Below are 22,993 nucleotides of genomic sequence, written 5' to 3' on the forward strand. Positions count from 1 at the left end.
GTCACACGTAGAAGCCGTGCGCCTCCAGCACCGCCACGGCAGCATCGCGTCCGGACACCTCGAGCTTCGCGTAGATGGACCGCAGCTGAGACTTCACGGTGTTGGGTGACACCTCGAGCGCTTCCGCGATCTGCGGAAGACTGCGCGGCCCGCGCAGGAACAGCGCCAGGCGCTCCTCGCGAGGGCTCAGCGCCGGAAGCGGTGGACGCGGCTCCCGCGCGGGCACGTACGACAGCGCCGCGCAGACGCGTGCCGCGGCTTCGGCCGATTCCGGGTGAAGCGTCGCCAGCCGCTCCAGCAGGGCGCGCACCTCGGGTTGCGGGAGGGTCAGGTAGGGGGTGAGCGAGCCGCCCAGGCTCTCGGAGAGCGAGAACCCCTCCGCGAAAACCGTGTAGGCGGCCTCGTGATTGCCCAGCCGGACGTGGGCGACGGCACGCCGCAGCAACAGCGGCGTCAGCGTACGGACGCAGTGCTCCGTGCCCATCCGGATGCACGGGTCCGTGGACTCCAGTACCTCTCGCTCACGCCCTAGCGCGATGAGCGCCGCGGCGCGTTGCATGTCGAAGCACAGGGCGTGCCCGGGCGGCGACTGCCGCCCCTCGAGCACCGCGAGCGCTCGCCTCGGCTCCCCCCGGGCCAGGAGCAGGTCAGCGTACACCCCCTGGGCGAAGCCCCGCACCATCGTGTGGCCCGAGTGCGCATCGGTTCCACCGGCCAGCGTCGCGACGAGCATCATCCCTTCGGCGTAGTCGCGACGGATGAGAGCCCGCATCGCCTCGGCCGCGCGCGCGGAGTACAGCCAGAACGGGTCGCCGGGCGACCCGGTTCGCAGCTCTTCCGCGAGCACACCCAAAGCCGCCGCGTCGAGGTCGGCGGAGGCGAGGAGGATGCGGGCGAGGAGCAGGTCGTAGTCGGGGTGCACGATCTCCCAGCCGGACCGGGATGCCACGTCCTCGCACTCGCGGAGGCTGTCCGCGGCGACGAGGTACTCCCCGTTGATGGCGGCCGTGAGACCGCGGACGGCGTGGGCGCGGTACAGCGCCACCGGACCGTTCGCATACGCGATGGCGGAGGCGGCGTACTCGGCGGCGCGCTGTACCCACCCCGCGGCGGCGTAGGCCTCGGACACCGCGGAGAAGAGAGTGGAGCGGGTGGTCGCCTCGAGGCGACTCGGTCCGCGCAGGCGCCCGTTGGCGAAGTGCGCGTCGATGAGCTGCAACGCCTCGTCGACGTGGTCCAAGCGGGACCGGGCGATGAGCAACGCTTCGAGCGTATGCGCGCTGGCATCCACCCACACACGAGGAGCGGGTCCGGCCTCGATGTCGGCCAGAGTGCGCAGATCGGCGATGGCCGGCGCCGGGGCTGTGGGAAGCACGCTGCGGACGACGCGGTCGACCGCGGCCTTGACGTTCTCGACTGTCGACTCCTCAGCCACGGTGAGCTCCCCTCGCTGCGATGGTAGGCCATCATCTTGCGCTATTCGTCCCAACGTTTCGTCCGGTCATCGTTCCGGGCGATGCAGGGCGATGCGGAAAGTGCAGGGCGCAGCGCACGGCGTCGCGGCATCCCCTTCCTCCGGTGTTTTTCGCTAGATAAGCTAGCGATGTGAGTCAAGGAGAGATCCCCCGCCGGTGGGCGGGACTGGTGTTCATCAGCATCGCCGTGTCGCTGATCATCGTGGATTCGACGATCGTCAACGTCGCCGTACCGTCCATCGTCGAGGAGCTCCGCATCTCCTCCACCGAGGTTCAGTGGGTGCAGGAGGCGTACACCCTCGTCTTCGCGTCGCTGCTCCTGGTGTTCGGAAGCCTCGCGGACCGGGTCGGACGACGACGCCTCATGCTCATCGGGGTCACCGTGTTCGCTCTCGCCTCGATCGCGGCCGCCGTGGCCCCCAGCGGCGGGCTCCTCATCCTCGCCCGGCTGGTCCAGGGCATCGGCGGCTCAATGATCCTCCCCACGACCCTCTCGCTCATCAACGCCACGTTCCACGGACGCGAGCGCGGCATCGCGTTCGCCGTGTGGGGGTCGACAATCGGCGGAATGGCCGCCGTCGGACCGCTGCTGGGCGGATGGCTGACCACCGCCTTCTCCTGGCGCTGGGCCTTCGGGATCAACATCCCCCTCGGCATCCTCATCGTCATCGGCGTGCTCTTCACGGTGGCCGAGTCGCGCAGCGACAGGCGGGAGTCGATCGACGGCATCGGCGCCGTGCTGTCGGTGACGACGATGGCCCCGCTCGTCTTCGGACTCATCGAGGGCCGCACCTACGGCTGGTGGACGGTCGAGCAGACGCCGCAGATCGGCCCCTGGGAATGGTCGCTGCCCCTGTCGCCCGTGCCGATCGCTTTCGCGCTGGCCGCCGTCTCGCTCGTCGCCTTCGTCGCGTGGGGCGCCCACCGCCAGCGCACCGGGCGCTCGACCCTGCTCGCTCTCGGCCTGTTCCGCATCGCGTCCTTCCGCAACGGCAACATCGCCGCTGCCGTCGTCTCCCTCGGCGAGTTCGGCATCATCCTCGCCCTGCCCCTGTGGCTGCAGTTCGTCGTCGGCTTCGACGCCCTGCAGACGGGGCTCCTGCTGCTCTCGCTCGCCATCGGGTCGTTCGTCGCGAGCGGTATCGCGGGCGCGTTGAGCGGTCGCGCTGCGCCGGTGTGGATCGTACGTGCGGGCCTCGCGGCCGAGATCATCGGGGTGGCGGGGGTCGCCCTGACCATCGGACCGGATGCCACATGGGGCCCGCTCATCCCGTTCCTGTTCATCTACGGCGTCGGAGTCGGCCTCGCCACGGCGCAGCTCACCGGGGTCGTATTGGCCGAGGTCCCCGCGGGCGAGAGCGGAGCCGCGTCCGGGACGCAATCGACGTCGCGCCAACTGGGGGCGGCACTGGGGGTGGCGATCCTCGGGACGGTCCTGTTCTCGACCACGTCCGGCGTTCTCGCGGCCTCCCTCGACAACCGCGGGCTGCCGACCGAGCAGCGGGACCAGGTGGTGTCGCAGGTGGTGGACAGCGCGGGTGGGGCGATCCTCGGGCTCGAGCAGTCGCCGCAGACACGCGACATCGCCGAGGACGCGCGAGCCGCCTTCAGCGACGGCACGCGCGCCGCCGCCTTCACCGCGGCCGGCTTCCTCACGCTCGGCCTGGCCTCGACGCTGACGCTGGGGACGGCCCGGGTCAGGTCTCGCGAGTGATCGTGACCCTGACCTTGAGCTGACTCTTCCCCGGCCCGGCGTAGACGCCGCGCAGCGGCGGGACGTCGTTGTAGTCGCGTCCACGTCCGACGAGCACGTGCCGGTCGCCGATCTCGATGTTGTTGGTCGGGTCGAAGCCCTGCCAGTCACCGGCGAACCACTCGACCCACGCGTGCGACTCGCCGGTGACGGCCTCGCCGACCTCGGCGGACGGTTTGGGGTGCAGGTAGCCCGACACGTACCGCGCGGGAATGCCGACTTCGCGCAGCGCCCCCAGGGTGATGTGCGCGATGTCCTGACACACGCCCTTCCGGGCCTCCCACGCGTCCACGGCGGTGGAGTGCACGCCCGTGACGCCCTGCATGTAGTCGATCGCTTCACCCACGGCCTCGGCGATCGCGTGCGCGGCCGGCCCCGGACGGTCATGGCGGGCCGCGACCGCGCGAGCCATCTCCGCCACCTCGGGGTGCGGCGTCGTCCGTCGTGTCTGAGTGAGCTGTTCGACCGTGGCGATGGACTTGGATGCCTGCTCTCGCAACTCCTCCCACGTGATGTCGGCGTGCTCGATCGGGCGCGGGCGCACCTCGACCAGGGAGCGGGCCGTGATCGTCAGCCCCGAGTGCGGCGAGAGCACGTCGAAGGCCGCGACCCGCGTGCCGAAGTAGTCGACGTACTGGTTCACCGACGTCGACGGCTCGATGTCGAGCGACGAGCTCAGCACGAACTGGCTGTCCGTGGACACCGGCAGCATGCGGGCCTCGTTGTACGAGGCCACGACGTCACCCGGGTAGGTGAACCCGGTCTGGTGCTCGATGCGCAGGCGCTTCACGAGATCTCTCCGATCCAGGCGGGCTCGGCCTGCGTGGGGAAGAACCGCGAACGGATGGCCTCGGATGCCTCTCGGGTCACGGTCTGCACGCGCTGCATGTGCTCGGGGAGTTCCGCGAGGATGTCGCTGATCGGGCGGTACTCGAGATCGTTGCGGATCTGTCCCAGCGCCCGGAGCACCGTGTTGGAGTGGCCCACGCGGTCGGCACGGGGATCGATGGCGCTCATGCAGTCCTCGGCGCGCTGGATGGAATAGATGATCGACCGGGGGAAGAGGCGGTCCAGCAACAGAAACTCCGCGGCGTTGCGGGCGCTCGGCATACCCCGATAGGTGCGCAGATATGCCTCGTACGCCCCGCACGAGCGGAGGATCGTCGTCCAGGACGGACCCGACACCTCGGTGAGCGACCGGGTCGCGAGCAACCGGGCGGTCATGTCGGTGCGCTCGATGCTGCGGCCGAGCGTGAAGAACTGCCATGCCTCGTCGCGGTTCGTGGACGAGTCGACGATGCCGATTGCGAGCGCCGCGCGCTCGCGCACCCACTGGAAGAACTCGTGCACCTTGTCGGTCTGCAGGCGCCGTGGCATCCGAGAGTTCGTCGTGTTGAGGATCTCCCACAGCTCGGTCGAGACGATCTCGCGCGCGCGGCGGGCGTTCTCTCGTGCCGCGGTGAGCGAGTACGCGATGCTCGACGGGTTCATGCGGTCGACCGCGAGTCGCGCCAGCACGTCGTCGCGTCGCACGCTGTCGACGTTCTCGGGGAAGGCCGACCCCATCACGCTCAACAGCGACCGGCATGCGGTGTCCTCGTCGATCCAGGGGTCCTCGAGGAGGAGCTGGAGGTGGACGTCGAGGATGCGCGCGGTGCCGTCGGACCGCTCGATGTAGCGGCCGATCCAGAACAGCGATTCGGCGATGCGGCTCAGCACGACGACACCTCCCCCTGCTGCTGTTGCTGCTCGGCCTGGGGCCCGTGCTGCACGCCGGCGTCGGCCTGCTGCTGCTGCTCCTGCTGATCGCGGTCGGCGCGCAGATCCCGCGGCGCCGTCGCGGGGGCGGGCTGGCCGTCGTAGACGATCGGGATCGCCTCGGTCACGGCCGCCTGATCTGCGACGAGCCCGGAAACCCCGTTGCCCTGGCCGTACTCGACGTGGGAGGGGGCGGACCCGCCCACGACCCACGTGTCCTTCGAGCCGCCGCCCTGGCTCGAGTTCACCACGAGCTGCCCCTCGGGAAGGGCGACGCGAGTGAGACCGCCGGGCAGCACCCAGATGTCGTCGCCATCGTTGACCGCGAAGGGCCGAAGGTCGGCGTGGCGGGGACGCATCCCATCCTCGACGAGGGTGGGGATCGTCGAGAGCATGACGACGGGCTGCGCGATCCAGCCGCGCGGGTCCGCGAGCAGACGCCGACGCAGCTTCTCGAGCTCTGCCGGCGAGGCATCCGGCCCGACGACCAGCCCCTTGCCGCCCGAGCCGTCGACGGGTTTGACCACGAGCTCGTCGAGACGGTCGAGCACCTCTTCGAGCGCCCCCGGATCCTCCAACCGCCACGTGTCGACGTTCTTCAGGATCGGCTCCTCGGCGAGGTAGTACCGGATCAGATCGGGCACGTAGGTGTACAGCAGCTTGTCGTCGGCGACGCCGTTACCCACGGCGTTCGCGATCGTCACGTTGCCCAGGCGCGCCGCGAGCATGAGGCCCGGCGCGCCGAGCATCGAGTCGGCCCGGAACTGCAGCGGATCGAGGAAATCGTCGTCGACGCGGCGGTAGATGACGTCGACGCGCTGCGGACCGCGGGTCGTGCGCATGAACACCTTCCCGCCGATGCACAGCAGGTCACGGCCCTCGACGAGCTCGACGCCCATGAGCCGCGCGAGCAGCGTGTGCTCGTAGTAGGCGGAGTTGTAGACACCGGGGGTGAGCACCACGATGTTCGGGTCGTCGATACCGGGCGGGGCCGAGGCGCGCAGCGCCGCGAGCAGCTTGTTGGGGTAGTCGCCCACCGGGCGCACGCGCATGGAGACGAAGAGCTCCGGCAGCGTCTGCGCCATGACCCGCCGGTTGGAGATGACGTAGGACACACCCGAGGGCACCCGCACGTTGTCTTCGAGCACGCGCATCTCACCGTGCTCGTCGCGGATGAGGTCGATACCCGACACTTGGATCCGCACCCCGTTGGCGCTGCGGATGCCGGCGGCCTGACGATAGAAGTACTGCGACGACGAGATGAGCCCCGCCGGAAGGATGCCATCGCGCACGCAGTGCTGATTGCCGTAGGCGTCGTCGAGGAACGCCTCCAGGGCCCGCACCCGCTGCTTCACACCCGCTTCGATGCGCGACCACTCGTCGTAGGCGATGACCCGGGGCACGGCATCCAGAGGGAAAGGACGCTCCTCTCCCGCGAAGTCGAACGTGACGCCCTGGGCGAGGTACGAACTCGCGAGCGAGTCGGTGCGGCCGCGCAACTCTTCCTGGGTCATCTGCGCCAGCGTCTGGTAGAGCTCCCGATACGCCTCCCGCGAGGGCGCGGCGTCACCGGGGGCGGCGGGGACACCGAACATCTCGTCGTAGGCCGGGATGCCGGATGCGGTCTTGCGCGGCGCCAACGTGGAGCCGTAACCGTCGAACAGGTCACCCATGCCCCGAGCCTACCCAGGCCCGTGTTGCGGAGGTGTTTCCCCCGCGCGGGCACCGCCGTGGCTAGGCTGAGCCGACATCAGCCGGCTCGACCAAGGGTGCCCCCATGCGCGTTCTCGTCACCAGTTCCCGCAACACGTTCGCTCTCGACCTCATCCGCAAGCTCGGCAGCGTCGGGCACACCGTCTTCGCGAGCGATACATACGACGGGGCGGTCGGCAACCACTCGCGCTTCCTCGCCGGGCACCTGGTCACGCCGTCGCCCCGGTTCGAGACGGATGCCTTCATCGCCGCGGTCAGCGACTACGTGCGCGCTCACGACATCGATGTCATCCTCCCCACCTTCGAGGAGGTGTTCTATCTCGCTGCCCGCGTCGCCGATCTGCCCGACGGCGTGGAGCTGTACGCGGGAAGCTTCGCCGACCTCGCGCGCCTGCACGACAAGGCGAGCTTCCAGCGCCTGGCGCAGGAGGCCGGGGTCCCCATCCCCGAGACCGTGGTGGTCACCTCCCCCGACGAGCTGCGCGCCGCGATCGACAGCTTCCCCCGGTACTTCGCTCGCGCGGCGTTCTCGCGCGGCGGCGTCGGGCTGTTGACCAACACCGGGCCCCTCGCGGGGAAGGTGCCGGTCGAGGACTGCGTGCCGACGCCAGAGCAGCCCTGGCTCGTGCAGCCGTTCGTCGACGGCCCCATGGTGTGCACCTACAGCGTCGTCGTCGACGGCCGGGTCACCGCCCACACGACGTACAAGGCCGCGGAGCAGTGGGCGCACAGCACCGCGATCGCGTTCATCGCCGTCGACAGCACCGACACGCTGCGCTACACGCAGCAGCTGGTGGACACGCTCGACCCCGGGTTCACCGGGCAGATCTCGTTCGACTTCGTCGACCACGGCACCGAGGTCACGCCGGACTACAAGATCATCGAGTGCAACCCGCGGCCCACGAACGGTGTCATCCTGCTCGAGGCCGAGGACGTCTCGCGCGCGATCGAGGGAGCGGTGGATCAGACGGTCGTGGCCGTTCCCGGCACCGAGCGGCAGATCACCTTGGCGGTGCTGGCAGACGCCTTCACCGAGCCTCTCAAGCACCTGCCCACGACGTTGCACGACCTGCTGCACGTCCGCGACGTCGGCGCCGGCTGGTGGGACGGAGCGGCGATGCTGTGGAGCCCGGCGACCCTCGTGCACGGCGCCAAGATCTCGCACGGCGACCGCAAGGAGATGCTCGCCGCGCTCGGCGACGACATCGTCTGGAACGGCGAGCCGATCGAGGGCATGCGCGAGGCGGATGCCGCGGCTCTGGAGTCCGTCCACGCCGGTCGCGTCTGACCCGCCCCGCCCCGTCCCCCGCCCCGCCGGGGCGTGAGTCGCCAGGATTTGTCGCCTGGGAGGCCTCCCGGGCGACAAATCCTGGCGACTCACGCCTTCAGGTCACGGGCGCAGGACGACCTTGATGCAGCCGTCCTCCTTCTTCTGGAACGTCTCGTATAGACCGGGGGCGTCCTCGAGCGGGGCGCTGTGCGTCACGAGGTCCATGACGCCGAGCGGGTCGGCGGGGTCCTCGACCAGCGGCAGCAGATCGTCGATCCACCGCTTCACGTTGCACTGGCCCATGCGGAAGTTGATCTGCTTGTCGAACATCGTCTTCATGGGCAGGACGTCGGCTTCACCGGCGTAGACACCGCTCAGGGAGACCGTGCCACCGCGACGGACGAGGTCGATCGACGAGTACACGGCGGCGAGGCGATCCAGACCGGCCTTGTCCATGGCCTTCCGCGCGAGCGCGTCCGGGAGCAGTCCGACCGCGTTCTGCGCCAGCCGGATGCCACCGTTTCCGTGCGCCTCCATGCCCACGGCATCCACGACGCCGTCGGCACCGCGGCCCTCGGTCAGGTCGATCAGCTCGTCGACCACCGTGTCGGTGAGGTCGTAGGTGAGCACGCCGTGCCGCTCGGCCATCGCGCGGCGCTCCGGCTCGGGCTCGACCGCAAGCACGCGGTAGCCGAGGTGCACGCCGATGCGGGCGGCGAACTGTCCGACCGGCCCGAGCCCCATGACCGCCAACGTGCCGCCCTCGGGGACGTTGGCGTACTGCACGCCCTGCCACGCCGTCGGCACGATGTCGCTGAGGAAGAGATACCGGTCGTCCGGCAGGTCGTCACCGACGCGGATGTGGTTGTAGTCGGCCAGGGGAACCCGCAGGTACTCGGCCTGACCGCCCGGCACCTGGCCGTAGAGCTTGGTGTATCCGAACAGCGCTGCCCCGCTGCCGTACTCGCGGACCTGCGTCGTCTCGCACTGCGACTGCAGACCGCGACGGCACATGAAGCAGTGCCCGCACGAGATGTTGAACGGGACGACGACCCGATCGCCCACGGCGAGGTCGGTCACGGCCGAGCCCACCTCGACAACGACGCCCATCGGCTCGTGGCCGAGCACGTCGCCCTTGTCGATGAAGGGCCCGAAGAGCTCGTACAGGTGGAGGTCGGAGCCGCAGATCGCGGTCGACGTGATCTTCACGATCGCGTCGGTGGGTTCGAGGATCTGCGGGTCCGGGACCTCCTCGACGCTCACGTCGCGCTTGCCCTGCCAGGTCAGTGCCTTCATGGTCATGCCTCTCGTTCCGGGGGCCACCAGTCTGGTCGCCGCCCGCCCGACGGCCGAGGCGGTTGACGAATGGATGCCGAGGCCTCAGGGTGCGTCACACTCTCGGCGCCGCGACCGGCGCGGCGTCGATCCACGCGTGCACCCGCCGCAGGAACGCGGCGTAGCCGCCCGGCGTCCGTCCCGTGAAGCGCCCCGACGTCTCGACCTCGTGCACGTCGCTCGCGTGCTCCCGCACCCCGATGGCCCGGAGGGCTCGGACGAGGGCGACGTCCTCGTGCTCAGCGAGATCCGGGATACCGCCGGCCTCGGCGTACGCGCTGGCCCTCACGCCGAGGTTGGCGCCGTGGACGTTCCCCGCCGGACGGCCCCGATGATGCGTCGCCCGCCAGTGCGCGGCATGGCGGGGGCTGAGGTCGGCGAAATCCGGGCGCACCGTGCCGAGGACGAGGTCGATCCCGGCATCCATCAGGTCCAGCTGATGCGTGATCCAGTCACGCGGAACGACGGTGTCGGCATCCGTCATCGCGATCCACGTGTCCTCGGGACGCGCGTCAACGCCCGCGCAGGCGTGCGCGACACCGACGCGGCGGGCGGTGCCGACGTTGCGGGCCGCGATTTCGATGGCCTGGACCGGCCACCGCCGCACCTGCACCGGTGTGCTGTCTCGGCACGCGTCGAGCACGACGGTCACCGTCGCGACCAGGCCCGGCTCGCGTTCCCGCGCCCGGGCCACGGCGTGCGACACCGACGTCAGGCAGCGCCCGATGAGCGCCGCCTCGTCGTGGGCGGGGATCACGACCGCGACGGCTTTCACGGCACGAGTCCCGCTTCGGCCGCGACGGAGCGTGCGCCGGGGCGCCCGAACACCTCGAGCACGAAGTCCGCCTCCTCGTGTCGGACGAGGCACACCAGATCGCCGCGCGCCGCGAGTGCGTCGTGCACGTCGTCCCCGTCGCGGGGGTACTCCACGACCGGATGCCGCCAGTGACAGGCCACGAGGTGCCCATCGGCGGCGAGAGAACCGACGCACGCGGCGAGTCCACGGTCGAGGTCGGCGCCGCCCCAGTAGTAGGCCACCTCCGACAGCACGAGGAGGTCGAACTCGCCCTCCGGCCACTCGTCGGGGAGGACGGCGCGACGCACCTCGACGTTCTCGCGGTCCGACAGGCGCCGGCGAGCTCGATCCAGGGCCGCCGGCGCCAGGTCGACGGCCAGCACGCGGTCGCAGCGGTCCGCGAGATGTGCGGTGACGGCGCCCGTCGCGCATCCGGCCTCAAACGCCGAACGATACCGGCGCCGCGGGAGCGCGGCGAGCAGGGTGGCGCGCTTGCGTTCCTCGTACCAGCGGGAGTCGAAGCCCCAGGGGTCGTCGTGCCGCGTGTACATGTCGTCGAAGTAGTCCTGACCGACCGTTCCCCCGCCCTTCGCTTCGGAGGGGGCGCGAACCGAGGGTCCCTCGCCGGACGGTTCCGGGGCGAAGAACACCTCGGCGTCCCGGGCGAAGTGCGCGCGCATACCGGCGTGGATCATGGGCTCGTCGCCGGGCGCGGCCGACAGCGGCCGGAGCTGGCTCGCGTGCGCTTCGAGCGCCCGCGCCTTGGCATCCCGAGCCGAGGCGGGAAGCGCCAGACGCTCGGCGCGGTGCCACGGCACGTCGCCGGGCGCTCCCCAGTGCCACAGCCAGATCGGGAAGGCGCGCGAGCGCACACCCCGCGCCACGCACACCGCTTCGACGACTTCACCGACCACGCGGTGATCGCGGTGGCCGTCGCCGCGCCAGGTCGAGAGAACGAGCACACGGTCCGCGTCCGACCGGTCGAGCGTCGCGCATACCGCGGCGGCGATGTCGTCGCGGTAGTCGTCCGTTCCGCCGTCGGGCAGACCGAGGAAGAGCGGGTCGTGGGAGAGGCCGACGATGCGAGCGGCGTCGATGAGTTCGCGGCGACGCAGCAGCGCGAGCGTCGCGGGACTGTGTGTGGGGGAATCCGGATGCGATCCCTCACCGTCGGTCACCACGATCAGATCGATCGCGATCCCCCGCTCCGCCGCGGTTGCCAGAAGCCCCGCGGCACCGAGGCTCTCGTCGTCGGGGTGCGCGGCCACGACCACGACACGGTCCACGTCGAGGTCGAGTGCGGGAAGGGGACGCGCGAGGGCCGCGGTCCAGGTGTCCTCGTCGGTGCCGGGGTCGCGGTGGTCGAAGCTCACCATGCGTTCGCACCCTCCGCCACGTCGCCGCCGATCTTCGCCAGGTCGCGCGCGGCGTGATGCTGCCGCACGTACACCTGCAGGTCGGCCACGCGCCGGGCGTGCGCCTCGTCGGCGACGAGCGGAAGCGGCCCGAGAGCGTGCGCGGCCTCCGCGAGCGTCGTCTCGACCGCGTCGACGATGACGGCGCGGGCGCGCGCGGCACGCAGGCTCTCGGATGCCGAGCCCCCGGCGTCGAACACCTGCGCGGTCTCGACGAGCACGGCGCGGGCTGCCCACAGCGCGGTGTCGGCTCGGCCGAGGTGCACGCGCGAAAGCTGATCGGCCCGATCCGCCCGCGCCGCTGCGGCGAGAGCCGACCGCAGCGGAACGGCCCCGCCCCACCAGCATGCGGCGACCCCGACGCCGCCGTGCGCGAAGCCGGGGCGGCGCAGGTACCACCCGGGCTCACCGACCGGCACCGCGACCGCGCCGTCGACATCGATCGGGGCGCTCACGACGCGGTCCAGTCCTCGCGCGTGCCAGGGACCGGTTCGCGCCGTCACCGCCGGGTCGCGCAGGTCCAGGGCGAAGAGCTGTCGCCGTTCATCGTCGACCCACGCGGTGACCAGCGCATGGGTGAGGTCGGCCGCGAGGGAGCACCACGGTTTCGTGCCGTGCAGCGTCCAGGTCCCGGCATCCTCACGCGCCTCTAGCCGCGTGCCGGGGCTCTCGGCGGCGAACACGCCCCACGAGCCGGCCGGGTCCGGAGTCGGGTATCCGGCGACGGCGGCCTCGTCCAGGATGCCGAGCGCGTCGAGGTGCGGCTCGAGGATGCGGGCGGCGGTGACGTCACGGGCGGCGACCGACGCCAGCAGCTCCCAGGTCAGGGCGACCGAGCGCGGCCGGGGAACACCGACGACCCACGCGAGCGTGGCGGCGAGGTCGGTGCCGAGCTCGCCCACGGCATCCGCTCGCGCGAGGGCGGCGCGGACGTCGTCGAGAGCCGGGGTGTCGTCGGGGATGAGGAGGGGGAAGGGGGGATGAACGGGAGCGCTCATCGTCCGATTCTTCCCGTACCGGCGGGATCCGCCGAGGCTTGACAGCGGCACCGGTCGCACCCCGCTTCCTGCACGGCGCCGAACCCCCGCGCCGCGCGGCGCGTCAGCGACCCGGAAGGCGCGTGTGCAGAAGGGCGTCGATGTGCGCGAGTGGCCGCAGGAGCCGCGGGAATGATGCGGAAACACCGGTGCGAGGCAGGCGGTCCAGCGCTGCTTCCTCGCCGGGGAGCCGGTACTGCTGGCCGCGGACGAGCCTGCGCACGGCGTTCAGCAGCGCCATCGGGTGAGTGTCCAGGGCGCTGTGGCCGTTGTGGAGGCGCACGAGGGTGGCATCCGGAGCCGTTCGGGCGACGCGTTCGGCGATCTCGGGCGGGGTCCGCAGGTCACGGTCGCCCGACAGGAGCACGAGCGGCCACGCGAATCGCGCGACCTCGGACGCGAGGTCGTAGGGCTCGCCCGCGAACGCCGGGTACCGTCCGGCGAGCGGCGCGTAGGTCAGCGCCGGGTCGAACGGGCGTCCGTCGGGCGGGGCGCCGTAGTGCAGCTCACGGAACGCGATCGTGCCGACGATGTCGAACTCGTAGATGCGGGGGATCCGGGCGACGGAACCGTCCCTCGTCGCGTAGGTCGCGAGCGCGCGCCACGCGAGTCCGGGGCGGTGCCGGACGAGCGGCTCGACGAGCTCGGGGCCGACGAGCTCGTACGCCGCGCGGACGACATCGAGCACGACCCGTTCGTCGATCCCGTCGGCGACGAGGCGTCTCACGCCGCGCGCGAGGTCGTCGTCGGCATCCCAGAAGAGGGCCCGCAGGCGGGCACGCTCGAGGTCGAGGTCGTCGGCGCGCTGCAGGGCGGAGTCGAGCAGCATCCCCGCAACCCGATCGGGATGCCGAGCCCCGAAGCTCGACGCGAGGTAGCTGCCGTACGAGGAGCCGACGATGTGCGCGCGGTCGACGCCCTCGGCGTCGAGCACCGCAGCGAGGTCATCGAGGACCGCGGTGATCCGCATCGCTACAGGCGGAAGGTCGCGCCCGGCGTCGTCGCGGCGGGAACGTCCGACGCCGCGATGCTCGACCATGATGACGTCGAGTCCGCCGCTCGCCGCGCGCCGGCGGAGTCCCCGGTAGGGCAGGACGGATGCCAGCCCCGGCCCGCCCGGGATGATCAGCGCCGGTGTCGACGTGCGCGGACCGGTGCGGACGTAGCTCAGCTCGAACGGCGGCGCCCCGTCCGCTGCCGGGCGCCGCAGCACCCTGACGTTCTCTCCCACCCCTGCACGCTACCCCCGCGCCCCCGCGCGCCGCACGAAGCGGCCCTCCGCACGCCGCACGAAGCGTGAGTCGCCAAGATTTGTCGCCTGAGACCCGTCTCAGGCGACAAATCTTGGCGACTCACGCGGTGGGGACGGGCGGACCCAGGACCGCCAGCAAGCGCAGCCTCTCGGCGCTCTCGCTGCCGGGCACGGCGGTGTAGACCAGCAGCGAGTGCGACGTCTCGGGATCGATCAGCGACTGGCAATGCAGGTCGAGAGCGCCCACGGCGGGGTGCACGAAACGCTTCGTCTGACGGGGCTGGAGACCCACCTCATGGGCCGCCCACAGGGAGCGGAACTCCGCGCTCCGCTCGAGCAGGGCGTCGGCGAGCGCTGCGGCACGCGACTCACGGCCGCGGCGACCGGCGAGTTCGCGCAGCCCTGACGCGAAGAGTCGGCTGAGGAACTCGTGCTCCTCGGGCGCGTACAGTTCCCGCGCCGCCGGATCGGTGAACCAGCGGTAGCCGAGACTGCGTGCCGGGCCCTTCCGCAGCGACGCGTCGCCGCTGAGCGCGGCCCCGAGCGGCGACTGGCGGAGGGTCTCGCCGAGCTCGGTGATGATCTCGGCGGGCGTGTCATCGAGACGATCGAGGATGCGCAGCAGTCCCGGGCTGATGTGCTCCCCCGCCGCGGAGCGCTCGTCGGGCACGTGCCCGGCGAGACGGAACAGATGGTCGCGCTCGGCGCGCGTCAGATGGAATCCCTGCGCGATGGCCGCGAGCATCTGTGGCGACGGCTGCGGTCCGCGTTCCCGTTCGAGCCGGGCGTAGTAGTCCGTCGACATGTGCGCGAGCGCCGCGGCCTCTTCGCGACGCAGTCCCGGGGTACGGCGACGGATGCCACGCGGCATCCCGACGTCCTCGGGTTGCAGCGCCTCGCGCCGCGTGCGGAGGAAGTCCGCGAGAGCCGTCCGGTCGATCATGTTCCCTGTCTACCCGCCGGCCGGCCGCCGAACCAGGATGCGGCGATCCCCCCTTCGGCGGTCCGCCCGGGAGTCGCGGCGGTCGACCGGGAAGGGCGGTCGGCTCAGCCGGGGATCGACGGGTCCTGGTTGAGTCGCGGAGCGCGGCGCACTGTGGGATCCACCCCGACCGAGGAGACACCGTGACCGACATCGACATCCCCCTTCCCTCCCTCGCCGGCCGCCGCGCTGTGCTGACCGGCGGCAGCGACGGCATGGGCCTCGTGATCGCCGAGCGGCTCGCCGCCGCCGGTGCCGAGGTCGTGCTTCCCGTCCGCAACCGTGCGAAGGGTGACCGTGCGGTGCAGACGATCCGCGAACGGGTACCCGGCGCCCGCCTCGAACTCCACGACCTCGACCTGTCGTCGCTCGCAAGCGTCACCGCGTTCACCGAGGGGCTTCGCACCGACGGGCGCCCGGTGCACCTTCTCGTCAACAACGCCGGTGTGATGACGCCGCCGGCGCGGCAGACGACGGCGGACGGCTTCGAGCTGCAGCTCGGCACCAATCACCTCGGACACGTCGCCCTCGTCGGTGGCATCCTTCCGCTCCTCGCCGCCGGGCGGGCGCGCGTGGTGACGCAGGTGAGCATCGCCGCGCGCAGTGGACGGATCGACTGGGACGACGTGCAGTCCGAGCGCGCGTACGACGGGCAGCGGGCGTATTCGGCTTCGAAGATCGCCCTCGGCCTGTTCGCCCGGGAGCTCGACCGACGAAGCAGGGATGCCGGGTGGGGCGTTCGGAGCGTGCTGTCGCATCCGGGCGTGGCCCCCACGAATCTGCTCGCGGTACGCCCTGAGATCGGGCGCGCGGCCGACTTGTCGAGCGTTCGGGTGATCCGCTGGATGTCGCGTCACGGCATCCTGCTCGGGACCGTCCGCTCCGCGGCGCAACCCGCCCTGCTCGCCGCCACGACCGAACCGCGCAGTGACGTGCTCTACGGCCCGCGCGGGCCGCTCAACCTCGGCGGCGCCCCCACGACGCACGCGCTGTACCGACCGCTTCGGGACCTCACCGAGGCCGCGCGCGTGTGGGAGGAGTCGCGGCGTCTGACCGGCGTCGCGCTCCGCGCGTGACTGGCCGCACCGACCGCGCGTGAGTCGCCAGGTTTTGTCGCCTACGGCAATGCCGGGGCGACAAATCCTGGCGACTCGCGCTCCTCAGGACAGGGCGTGGCGGAGCTGCTCGATCGCCCAGTCGATCTCGGTCGCCCGGATCGTCAGCGGGGGTGCGATGCGGATCGTCTGCCCGTGCGTGTCTTTGACCAGCACGCCCCGGGCGAGCAGCTTCTCGGCGATCTCGCGGCCGCTCCCGACGGCGGGATCGATGTCGACACCGGCCCAGAGCCCGGCCACCCGCACCGCGGTCACGCCGTGACCGACGAGGCCCTGCAGTGCCTGCGCGAGATGCTCGCCCAGCGCCTTGGCGCGGGTCTGGAACTCGCCGGATGCCAGCATCTCGACGACCCGCAAGCCCACGGCGCTGGCCAGCGGGTTGCCGCCGAACGTGGACCCGTGCTCGCCGGGCCGGATGACCCCGAGGACGTCCTCGTTCGCGACGACCGCCGACAGCGGCAGGATGCCACCACCCAGCGCCTTGCCGAGGAGGTAGATGTCGGGCACGACGCCCTCGCGGTCGCACGCGAACGTCTCGCCCACGCGGCCGAGTCCCGACTGGATCTCGTCGGCGATGAAGAGGACACCGTTCTCGGTGCAGATGTCCCGCACCCGGCGGAGAAACCCCTCGGGCGGGATGACGACGCCGGCCTCGCCCTGGATCGGCTCGACGAGCACCGCGGCGGTGTTCTCGTCGATCGCGGCGGCGATGGCATCCGCGTCTCCGTACGGCACGTGGACGAAGCCCGGCGCGTACGGACCGAAGTCGTCGTGCGCCACCGGGTCGTCGCTGAACCCGACGATCGTCGTGGTGCGGCCGTGGAAGTTGCCGTTGGCGACGATGATCGTGGCGGCGTCGGGCGCGATGCCCTTGGAGCGGTAGCCCCACGCGCGAGCGACCTTGATGCCCGTCTCGACCGCCTCGGCGCCGGTGTTCATCGGCAGCACCAGATCTTTGCCGCACAGCTGCGCGAGAGCGGTCGCGAACGGCCCGAGCTTGTCGTTGTGGAACGCGCGGCTCGTGAGGGTCAGGCGATCCAACTGCTCGCGGGCGGCGGCGAGGATCGCCGGATGGCCGTGGCCGAAGTTCAGCGCGGAGTACGCCGACAGCAGGTCGAGGTAGCGCTTGCCCTCGACGTCGGTGACCCAGACGCCCTCGGCGCGCGCGGCGACGATCGGGAGCGGGTGGTAGTTGTGCGCGACGTGCGCGCTCTCGGCGGCGATCAGTTGCGCGCCGAGGTCGTCGACGGCGGTGCTCATCGGGTGCCTCCGCGCAGCTCCAGCGTGCAGCACTTGATGCCGCCACCACCGAGCAGCAGCTCGGACAGATCCACCAGAACCGGGGTGTACCCGCGCTCGCGCAGCTGCGCCTCGAAGCCCTTCGCGCGGGGCGAGATGATGACGTTCTTGCCGTCGCTGGCGGAGTTCAGGCCGAACACCGCGCCGTCGGCATCCGAGACCCGGATGGCATCCGGGTAGCGCTCGCGCAGGATCGCCTGGCTGCGCTCGTCGAACGCGTTCGGCAGGTACGCGATGTTGGCCTTCTCGACGCCGCCGACGCCCTCGACCGGGTCGAGCACGGCGATCGCGGTGTCGAGGTGGTAGAACCGCGGGTCGGTGAGCGTGAGCGACACGACCTCGCGCGAGAAGACCTCGCCCACCTCGCGGTGGCTGTCGCCCGTGGAGCGGAAACCGGTGCCCGCGAGGATCGTGTCGCCGACGAGCAGGAAGTCACCCTCGCCCTCGTTCACCTCGACGGGCTCGGCGACCTCGAAGCCGTTCGCGGCGAACCAGTCGATGAACGCGGGAGCCTCGTCGGCGCGCTCGCGGAAGCGGAACTTCGGGCCGTACGCCACACCGTCGATGACGAAGCCGCCGTTGGCGGTGTAGACCATGTCGGGCAGACCCTCGACGGGGTCGATGAGCTCGATCTCGTGACCGAGCGCGACGTACGTGTCGTAGAGCGACTGCCACTGGCGCAGGGCCAGGTCGGTGTCGGTGGGGCGCGACGGCTCCATCCACGGGTTGATGCTGTAGCTGACGGTGAAGTGCTCGGGCCGGCACATGAGGTACCGGCGGTGCTGCTGCACGCGCTCGTTCGTCTCGGTCTCGACGGCGGCGGCGGTGGGGTTCGCGGACATCTCTGCTCCTCAGGAGAAGGTGCGGCGGACGCTGTCCTCTGGGCCCGGTGGCCCTTCGACCCGGCGGCGCCGATTGCGCCGTGCGGGGAAAGGTCGGTCCGGGCACGCCGATTCCATTGTGCACCCAACGGCGCCCGTCGCGTGCGAATGCGGGCGGGTGAGGGGCGTTCGCGGCGCACAACGTCCGTGATGCGCGCGGTCAGTGGCATCCATCTCGGTCCGACGGCGGGAGTGCACATCCCGGAACCACCGCACCGCGCACGGAACGCCCCTCCGCCACGAACCCTCGCGGGCCCGCAGTGGAGGGACGTTCCTCCCGGCGTCAGCCGATGCGCTTCAGCGCGAGCGCCGCCCAGGCGATAGGCGGCAGCGTCACGTGCAGGATGCCGCCCTCGATGTGCGCTCCCTCGAGCGGGCGGGGCTGCACACGATCGGGCTGCTCCAGCGTGTTGCTGGCGGAGGGGTCGTCATCGTGCAGCACGTGCGTCTCGACGAGCTCGACGTCCCCGAAGCCGCTGATGTCGATCGCGATGTCGACGGGCTCGTGCCGCCCGCGGTGCACCAGGAACACCGCGGCGGCACCCGTCTCGGCGTCGTGGGTGGCGACGGCATCCACCGCCGACACCGTGCCGTACTTCGCCGTCTCGATCGTCCCGGCCTCCACCTGTACGCGCAGCGCCTCGCCGCGCGCGAGCCGCGAGGTGATCGAGAACGGGTAGAACGTCGTCTGCCTCCAGGCTGGCCCGCCGGGTTCGGTCATGATCGGCGCGATCACGTTCACCAGCTGAGCGAGAGAGGCGGATGCCACCCGGTCGGCGTGGGTGAGCAGCGAGATCATGAGGCTGCCGAACACCACGGCATCCACGGCCGAATAGACGTCCTCCAACAGACGCGGCGCGACGGGCCAGTTGTCGATGCCGCTCAGCTGGTCGACGTCGTGGAAGCGGGTCTGGTACCAGATGTTCCACTCATCGAACGAGATGTCGATGCGCTTGTCGCTGCCGCGCACAGCGCCGACGTGATCCGCGGTGGCCACGACGGCCTCGATGAAGCGGTCGGTGTCGACCGAGGACGCCAGGAACGAGTCGATGTCGCCGTCGTGCTCCTGGTAGTACGCGTGGCACGAGATCATGTCGACCTCGTCGTACGTGTGGGTGAGGACAACGCGCTCCCACTCGCCGAAGGTCGGCATCTGCGCGCCCGACGACCCGCACACGACGAGTTCGATCGACGGGTCGAGCTGTCGCATGCCTTTCGCCGTCTGCGCGGCCAGCTTGCCGTAGTCCTCCGCGGAGCGGTGCCCGAGCTGCCAGGGTCCGTCCATCTCATTGCCGAGGCACCACACCCGCACATCGAACGGCGCCTGGCGGCCGTTGTCGATGCGCTGCTGCGACAGCGTGGTGCCGCCGGGGAGGTTGCTGTACTCGAGCAGGTCGATCGCTTCGAGCGTGCCGCGCGTTCCGAGGTTGACCGCGAGCATCAGCTCGCTGCCGGCCTTGTCGAGCCAGTCGGCGAACTCGTGCAGGCCGACCTCGTTGGTCTCGGTGGAGTGCCAGGCGAGGTCCAGACGGCGGGGCCGCTGCTCTCGCGGCCCGACGCTGTCTTCCCAGCGGAAGCCCGAGACGAAGTTGCCGCCGGGGTACCGGATCATCGAGACGCCGAGCTCGCGCACGAGCTCGAGCACATCACGGCGGAACCCCTGTTCGTCGGCGTCGGGATGGGTGGGTTCGTAGATGCCGTCGTAAACGTGACGTCCGAGATGTTCGACGAAGCCGCCGAAGAGGCGACGCCGCACCTCCCCGATGGGGAAACGCGCGTCAATGGTCAAGCGGGCGGTGGTCATCGTGCTCCTCGGGATGCGTGTTCGGCGAATCTGTCGGCCACCGGGTTGCGTCGGCGTGCCAGAACGGTCGGGGTCTCCACGAGATCGTGAAGGCCCATGGTCAAGAGATGAGCGGCGCGGGGCAACTCGCTGTGGCGGTACGTCCACTCGTACATGTCGAAGAGCGGCCACCATGTGTAGCCGACCACGTCGACGCCGTCGGCTCGCAGACCGTTGACGGCGGCCACAGACGCGTCGAGCCAGGCCAGTCGCGTGGGCACGTCGTCGGTGACGCACGTCTCGGCGAGCATGACGGGGGCGCCGTAGCGCTCGGCGTACGTCCGCAACATCTCCTCGAGTCCCTCGACGCCGTCGTCCCGTGTCGGACGGGGGTCGGCGAATCCACCTCCGTGATGGATGCCGGACTCGAACAGCTCCGTGGAGTGGCGGGGGTAGTAGTTGACTCCCATCACGTCCGGCTGCACCGCGTTGTCGGCGAACCACGTCAACGCGTCGTCGTCGAGACCGTGGGCGAGAAGGAAGGGCAGCAGCGCGTGGTCCGGTCCGACCCGGCCGGTCACGAGATCCTCGACCAGGAACGCCTGGTGCGCGTACCGGTACGCGGTCTCGCGATGCTCGGGGGCGTCGACATCACCCGCGTACCGCATCGAGGCGTCGACGTGCACGAACGTGGCTTCGTGCCCGAGGACGTCCGCGACGGCACGTTGGGTGCCGACGAATCCGCGCGCGATCGCCGTCGCGATCTGGACGAGTCCTGCCGGGCCGGAGCGATACGGGGGCCAGTAGCCGTATTCGCCGCTGAACAGGGAGTGCAGCATCGGCTCGTTGACGGGGGTGTAGTCCGTCGCGAGATCGCGATACCGTTCCGCCGCCCGCGCCGCGTACTCGGTGACGAAGGACGGATAGTCCGGGTGGGCGAACTCGCCTTCGATCCAGGTCGGCGTGCCGTAGTGCAGCAGGTCGACGATGGGGCGCAGGCCCCGCGCGGCGAAGCCGTCGAGCACACGATCGGTCCACGACCAGTCCCATCGCCCGGGTTCCGGCGACACGACGTGCCAGGGAATCCCCCATCGCAGGAACTCCGCGTCGACCGAAACCGCGAGATCCAGGTCGCCGCTCCACTGGGCGTAGTGATCGGTGAGCGCGTACTCGTCGATGGCGCGCTCTCCCGCGCGCTCCTGGGGCACGAACGTGTTTTCGATGCCCGCCCCGAAGTGCAGGCGGCCGTCGCGGTACCAGGGGGTGGTCGGCATCCGTTGCTCTCTCATTTCAGTCCTGACGTTCCGACGCTTTCGACGAACCGCCTCTGGATCATCAGGAAGAGGATGGCCAGCGGCAGCACGGCGATGAGCGAGCCGGCCATCATGACGCCCTGCGGGATGATCCCGCCCGGGCCCGTCAGAAGCGTCAATCCCGAGGTGACCGTGCCCATCTCGGCCTGCGTGGTGAACACCAGCGGCCACAGCAGGTCGTTCCAGTTGTTGACGAAGGTGAAGATCCCAAGCGTCAGGAGCGCGGGGACCGCATTGGGCAACACGATGCTGCGGAAGATGCGCAGTTCGCTGGCTCCGTCGATCCGTGCGGCGTTGTCGAGATCACGGGGCAGAGAGAGGAAGAACTGCCGCAGGAAGAAGATGCCGAACGCATCGGCCGCGCGCGGAGCGATGAGCCCGGCGTAGGAGTTCACCCACCCCAGGTCGGCGACGAGCTGGTAGATCGGGATGAGGGTGGCCTGGAACGGGATCATCAGGCTCGCGATGATGGCGATCAAGAGCACGCGGCTGCCGCGGAAGTCCAGTCGCGCGAGCGCGTAGGCCGCGAGGGAGTCGAAGACCAACGCGAACGCGGTCACGCCGCCCGCGAAGACGAAGCTGTTGAGAATGAGGCGCGCAAACGGCAGGTCGGTGAAGATGCGCGTGAAGTTGTCGAGCGTCCACTCTGCGGGCAGGAGCGTCGGCGGGTAGGCGTTGACCTCGGCGACCGGCTTGAACGCCGTGAACACGATGATGAGGATCGGCAGCATCAGAGCCAGCGTCGCGATACCGACGACGACGAGAAGAAGCGCAGAAACGGCACGCCGACGACGAGCGTGCGGCGACGGTCGGCGGCGGAGAGCGACGGCCGCGGGAACGGAGGGGGCGGGCGCGAGAGCGGTCATGCGGCGTCCTTCTCCCGACGAGAGAAAAAGAGGAACTGCGCCAGGCTCAGCACGAGCGTGATGAGCAGGAGCACGTAGGACAGAGCGGAAGCGAAACCGAGCTCGAGCTTGCGGAACCCGGACTGGTAGATCTCCATCACGATGGTCTGCGTCGTTCCGTAGGGCCCGCCGCCGGTCATGACGTAGATCTGGTCGAACGCCTGCAGGGCGGCGATGAGTGCGACGATGACGACGAAACCCATGGTGTTCGCGAGCATCGGCAAGGTGATGTTGCGGAATCGTTGGAACGCCGTGGCCCCGTCGACGCGGGCCGCCTCGTAGAGACTCGTCGGGATGTCCTGCAGGCCCGCGAGGAAGATCACCATGTAGAACCCGAAGCTCTTCCAGACGGCGACCAGCACCACGGCGGGCATGGCGAGGGTGGGGTCCTGCAGCACGTTGCCCAGTTGGATGCCAACACCGCGCAGCCAGAAGTTCAGGAGCCCGATCTGGGGGTCCAGCAGATACGACCAGGCGAAGGCCGCGACCGCCAACGACACGATGAACGGCGTGAAAAGCGCCGTTCGGAAGAGCCCGCGCAGGGGCAGGGACGGGTTGTTCAGCAACAACGCGAAGGCCAGCGCGATGGCGATCGCGAGGGGGGTGAACAGCACCGCGTACAGCGCGGTGTTGCCCATGGCCCGCAGGATGTCGCCGTCGGTGAAGACCCGCACGTAATTTTCGAGGCCGACGAACTCTTCGCGGCCGAAGCCGCTGGAATCGGTGAACGACAACCGCAGCGCCGAGATCATCGGCCACGCGACGAAGACCGTGAGGATGACAATCGCGGGCGTGAGGAAGGCGATCACCGTGAGACGGTGCCGGGGGCTGTGGCGGAGGGGCCCGCGGCCCCCGAGGGGCGTCGGAGGCCGATAGGCGCCGGGGCGTCGGGCGGGCGCACTCGGGGCGTG

Annotated in this window: 19 protein-coding genes; 3 read left to right on the plus strand and 16 right to left on the minus strand. The window is 70.4% G+C overall.

Annotation, left to right across the window (positions count from 1 at the left end; genetic code table 11):
• Position 1 precedes the first annotated feature (1 nt).
• On the minus strand, positions 2–1,435 hold the full coding sequence (locus P5G46_RS07245; protein ID WP_239276721.1) for a helix-turn-helix transcriptional regulator: 1,434 nt from the start codon (positions 1,433–1,435) through the stop codon (positions 2–4).
• A 170-nt stretch (positions 1,436–1,605) separates the two neighbouring features.
• On the opposite strand from P5G46_RS07245, the gene P5G46_RS07250 reads away from it, so the two are divergent.
• On the plus strand, positions 1,606–3,189 hold the full coding sequence (locus P5G46_RS07250; protein WP_408905347.1) for a DHA2 family efflux MFS transporter permease subunit: 1,584 nt from the start codon (positions 1,606–1,608) through the stop codon (positions 3,187–3,189).
• Here P5G46_RS07250 and P5G46_RS07255 read toward each other — a convergent pair.
• From P5G46_RS07255 to P5G46_RS07265, 3 genes are read right to left on the minus strand one after another with little or no spacing between them, the layout of a single operon-like run.
• Complete coding sequence (locus P5G46_RS07255; protein WP_239276723.1) at positions 3,173–4,018, minus strand: transglutaminase family protein; 846 nt, start codon at positions 4,016–4,018, stop codon at positions 3,173–3,175. The genes P5G46_RS07250 and P5G46_RS07255 overlap by 17 nt on opposite strands.
• Positions 4,015–4,947 (minus strand): alpha-E domain-containing protein, encoded by a 933-nt coding sequence (locus P5G46_RS07260; RefSeq protein ID WP_228161577.1) that lies wholly within the window; start codon positions 4,945–4,947, stop codon positions 4,015–4,017. The genes P5G46_RS07255 and P5G46_RS07260 overlap by 4 nt, the downstream gene beginning before the upstream one ends.
• The gene (locus P5G46_RS07265) at positions 4,941–6,659 is read right to left on the minus strand and encodes a circularly permuted type 2 ATP-grasp protein (protein WP_239276724.1); all 1,719 of its coding nucleotides are present in this window, start codon (positions 6,657–6,659) and stop codon (positions 4,941–4,943) included. Before P5G46_RS07265 ends, P5G46_RS07260 begins: the two co-directional genes overlap by 7 nt.
• Before the next feature lie 104 nt (positions 6,660–6,763).
• Between P5G46_RS07265 and P5G46_RS07270 the strand changes: the two genes are divergently transcribed.
• Positions 6,764–7,987, plus strand: a complete 1,224-nt coding sequence (locus P5G46_RS07270; RefSeq protein ID WP_408905348.1) for an ATP-grasp domain-containing protein — start codon at positions 6,764–6,766, stop codon at positions 7,985–7,987.
• A 102-nt stretch (positions 7,988–8,089) separates the two neighbouring features.
• On the opposite strand, the gene P5G46_RS07275 is transcribed toward P5G46_RS07270, so the two are convergent.
• The 6 genes from P5G46_RS07275 to P5G46_RS07300 all read right to left on the minus strand — a co-directional run bounded on the left by P5G46_RS07275 (position 8,090) and on the right by P5G46_RS07300 (position 14,747).
• Positions 8,090–9,265 carry a zinc-dependent alcohol dehydrogenase gene (locus P5G46_RS07275; protein WP_408905618.1) on the minus strand — a complete coding sequence of 392 codons (1,176 nt, stop codon included), beginning with the start codon at positions 9,263–9,265 and terminating at the stop codon, positions 8,090–8,092.
• Positions 9,266–9,359: 94 nt separating this feature from the next.
• On the minus strand, positions 9,360–10,079 hold the full coding sequence (locus P5G46_RS07280; protein ID WP_408905349.1) for a glycosyltransferase family 2 protein: 720 nt from the start codon (positions 10,077–10,079) through the stop codon (positions 9,360–9,362).
• Positions 10,076–11,476 carry a PIG-L family deacetylase gene (locus tag P5G46_RS07285; protein ID WP_408905350.1) on the minus strand — a complete coding sequence of 467 codons (1,401 nt, stop codon included), beginning with the start codon at positions 11,474–11,476 and terminating at the stop codon, positions 10,076–10,078. The genes P5G46_RS07280 and P5G46_RS07285 overlap by 4 nt, the downstream gene beginning before the upstream one ends.
• Complete coding sequence (locus P5G46_RS07290) at positions 11,470–12,513, minus strand: acyl-CoA dehydrogenase (RefSeq protein ID WP_408905351.1); 1,044 nt, start codon at positions 12,511–12,513, stop codon at positions 11,470–11,472. The genes P5G46_RS07285 and P5G46_RS07290 overlap by 7 nt, the downstream gene beginning before the upstream one ends.
• A gap of 103 nt (positions 12,514–12,616) precedes the next feature.
• Positions 12,617–13,783 (minus strand): alpha/beta fold hydrolase, encoded by a 1,167-nt coding sequence (locus P5G46_RS07295; RefSeq protein ID WP_408905352.1) that lies wholly within the window; start codon positions 13,781–13,783, stop codon positions 12,617–12,619.
• A gap of 121 nt (positions 13,784–13,904) precedes the next feature.
• Positions 13,905–14,747, minus strand: a complete 843-nt coding sequence (locus P5G46_RS07300) for a helix-turn-helix transcriptional regulator (protein ID WP_239276887.1) — start codon at positions 14,745–14,747, stop codon at positions 13,905–13,907.
• Between the two features lie 182 nt (positions 14,748–14,929).
• Between P5G46_RS07300 and P5G46_RS07305 the strand changes: the two genes are divergently transcribed.
• Positions 14,930–15,862 (plus strand): SDR family oxidoreductase, encoded by a 933-nt coding sequence (locus P5G46_RS07305; protein ID WP_408905353.1) that lies wholly within the window; start codon positions 14,930–14,932, stop codon positions 15,860–15,862.
• Positions 15,863–15,946: 84 nt separating this feature from the next.
• Here the strand turns inward: P5G46_RS07305 and rocD are convergent, their stop codons facing one another.
• From rocD to P5G46_RS07335, 6 genes are all read right to left on the minus strand, one after another.
• On the minus strand, positions 15,947–17,161 hold the full coding sequence (gene rocD / locus P5G46_RS07310; RefSeq protein WP_408905354.1) for an ornithine--oxo-acid transaminase: 1,215 nt from the start codon (positions 17,159–17,161) through the stop codon (positions 15,947–15,949).
• Positions 17,158–18,042: a dimethylargininase gene (ddaH, locus tag P5G46_RS07315; RefSeq protein WP_375095146.1), complete on the minus strand. Its 885-nt coding sequence runs from the start codon at positions 18,040–18,042 to the stop codon at positions 17,158–17,160. Before ddaH ends, rocD begins: the two co-directional genes overlap by 4 nt.
• A gap of 322 nt (positions 18,043–18,364) precedes the next feature.
• A complete protein-coding gene (arfA, locus tag P5G46_RS07320) occupies positions 18,365–19,885 on the minus strand; it encodes an arabinosylfuranosidase ArfA (protein ID WP_375095142.1) in 1,521 nt (506 codons plus the stop codon).
• A complete protein-coding gene (locus P5G46_RS07325) occupies positions 19,882–21,138 on the minus strand; it encodes a family 1 glycosylhydrolase (RefSeq protein ID WP_408905355.1) in 1,257 nt (418 codons plus the stop codon). Before P5G46_RS07325 ends, arfA begins: the two co-directional genes overlap by 4 nt.
• An 11-nt stretch (positions 21,139–21,149) precedes the next feature.
• A complete protein-coding gene (locus tag P5G46_RS07330; RefSeq protein WP_239276893.1) occupies positions 21,150–22,043 on the minus strand; it encodes a carbohydrate ABC transporter permease in 894 nt (297 codons plus the stop codon).
• Positions 22,040–22,891, minus strand: a complete 852-nt coding sequence (locus P5G46_RS07335) for a carbohydrate ABC transporter permease (protein WP_375095140.1) — start codon at positions 22,889–22,891, stop codon at positions 22,040–22,042. The genes P5G46_RS07330 and P5G46_RS07335 overlap by 4 nt, the downstream gene beginning before the upstream one ends.
• Positions 22,892–22,993: the final 102 nt, after the last annotated feature.

It is taken from the genome of Microbacterium mcarthurae, from assembly GCF_046064585.1.
In the GTDB taxonomy this organism is placed as follows: Bacteria; Actinomycetota; Actinomycetes; order Actinomycetales; family Microbacteriaceae; genus Microbacterium; species Microbacterium mcarthurae.

Bases quoted from the DNA above. Each gene is read 5' to 3' on its own strand.
- P5G46_RS07265 (WP_239276724.1), bottom strand. From the start codon at position 6,659: ATGGGTGACCTGTTCGACGGTTACGGCTCCACGTTGGCGCCGCGCAAG.
- P5G46_RS07270 (WP_408905348.1), top strand. From the start codon at position 6,764: ATGCGCGTTCTCGTCACCAGTTCCCGCAACACGTTCGCTCTCGACCTC.
- P5G46_RS07275 (WP_408905618.1), bottom strand. From the start codon at position 9,265: ATGAAGGCACTGACCTGGCAGGGCAAGCGCGACGTGAGCGTCGAGGAG.
- P5G46_RS07285 (WP_408905350.1), bottom strand. From the start codon at position 11,476: ATGGTGAGCTTCGACCACCGCGACCCCGGCACCGACGAGGACACCTGG.
- P5G46_RS07290 (WP_408905351.1), bottom strand. From the start codon at position 12,513: ATGAGCGCTCCCGTTCATCCCCCCTTCCCCCTCCTCATCCCCGACGAC.
- P5G46_RS07300 (WP_239276887.1), bottom strand. From the start codon at position 14,747: ATGATCGACCGGACGGCTCTCGCGGACTTCCTCCGCACGCGGCGCGAG.
- rocD (WP_408905354.1), bottom strand. From the start codon at position 17,161: ATGAGCACCGCCGTCGACGACCTCGGCGCGCAACTGATCGCCGCCGAG.
- ddaH (WP_375095146.1), bottom strand. From the start codon at position 18,042: ATGTCCGCGAACCCCACCGCCGCCGCCGTCGAGACCGAGACGAACGAG.
- arfA (WP_375095142.1), bottom strand. From the start codon at position 19,885: ATGACCACCGCCCGCTTGACCATTGACGCGCGTTTCCCCATCGGGGAG.
- P5G46_RS07325 (WP_408905355.1), bottom strand. From the start codon at position 21,138: ATGCCGACCACCCCCTGGTACCGCGACGGCCGCCTGCACTTCGGGGCG.
- P5G46_RS07330 (WP_239276893.1), bottom strand. From the start codon at position 22,043: ATGACCGCTCTCGCGCCCGCCCCCTCCGTTCCCGCGGCCGTCGCTCTC.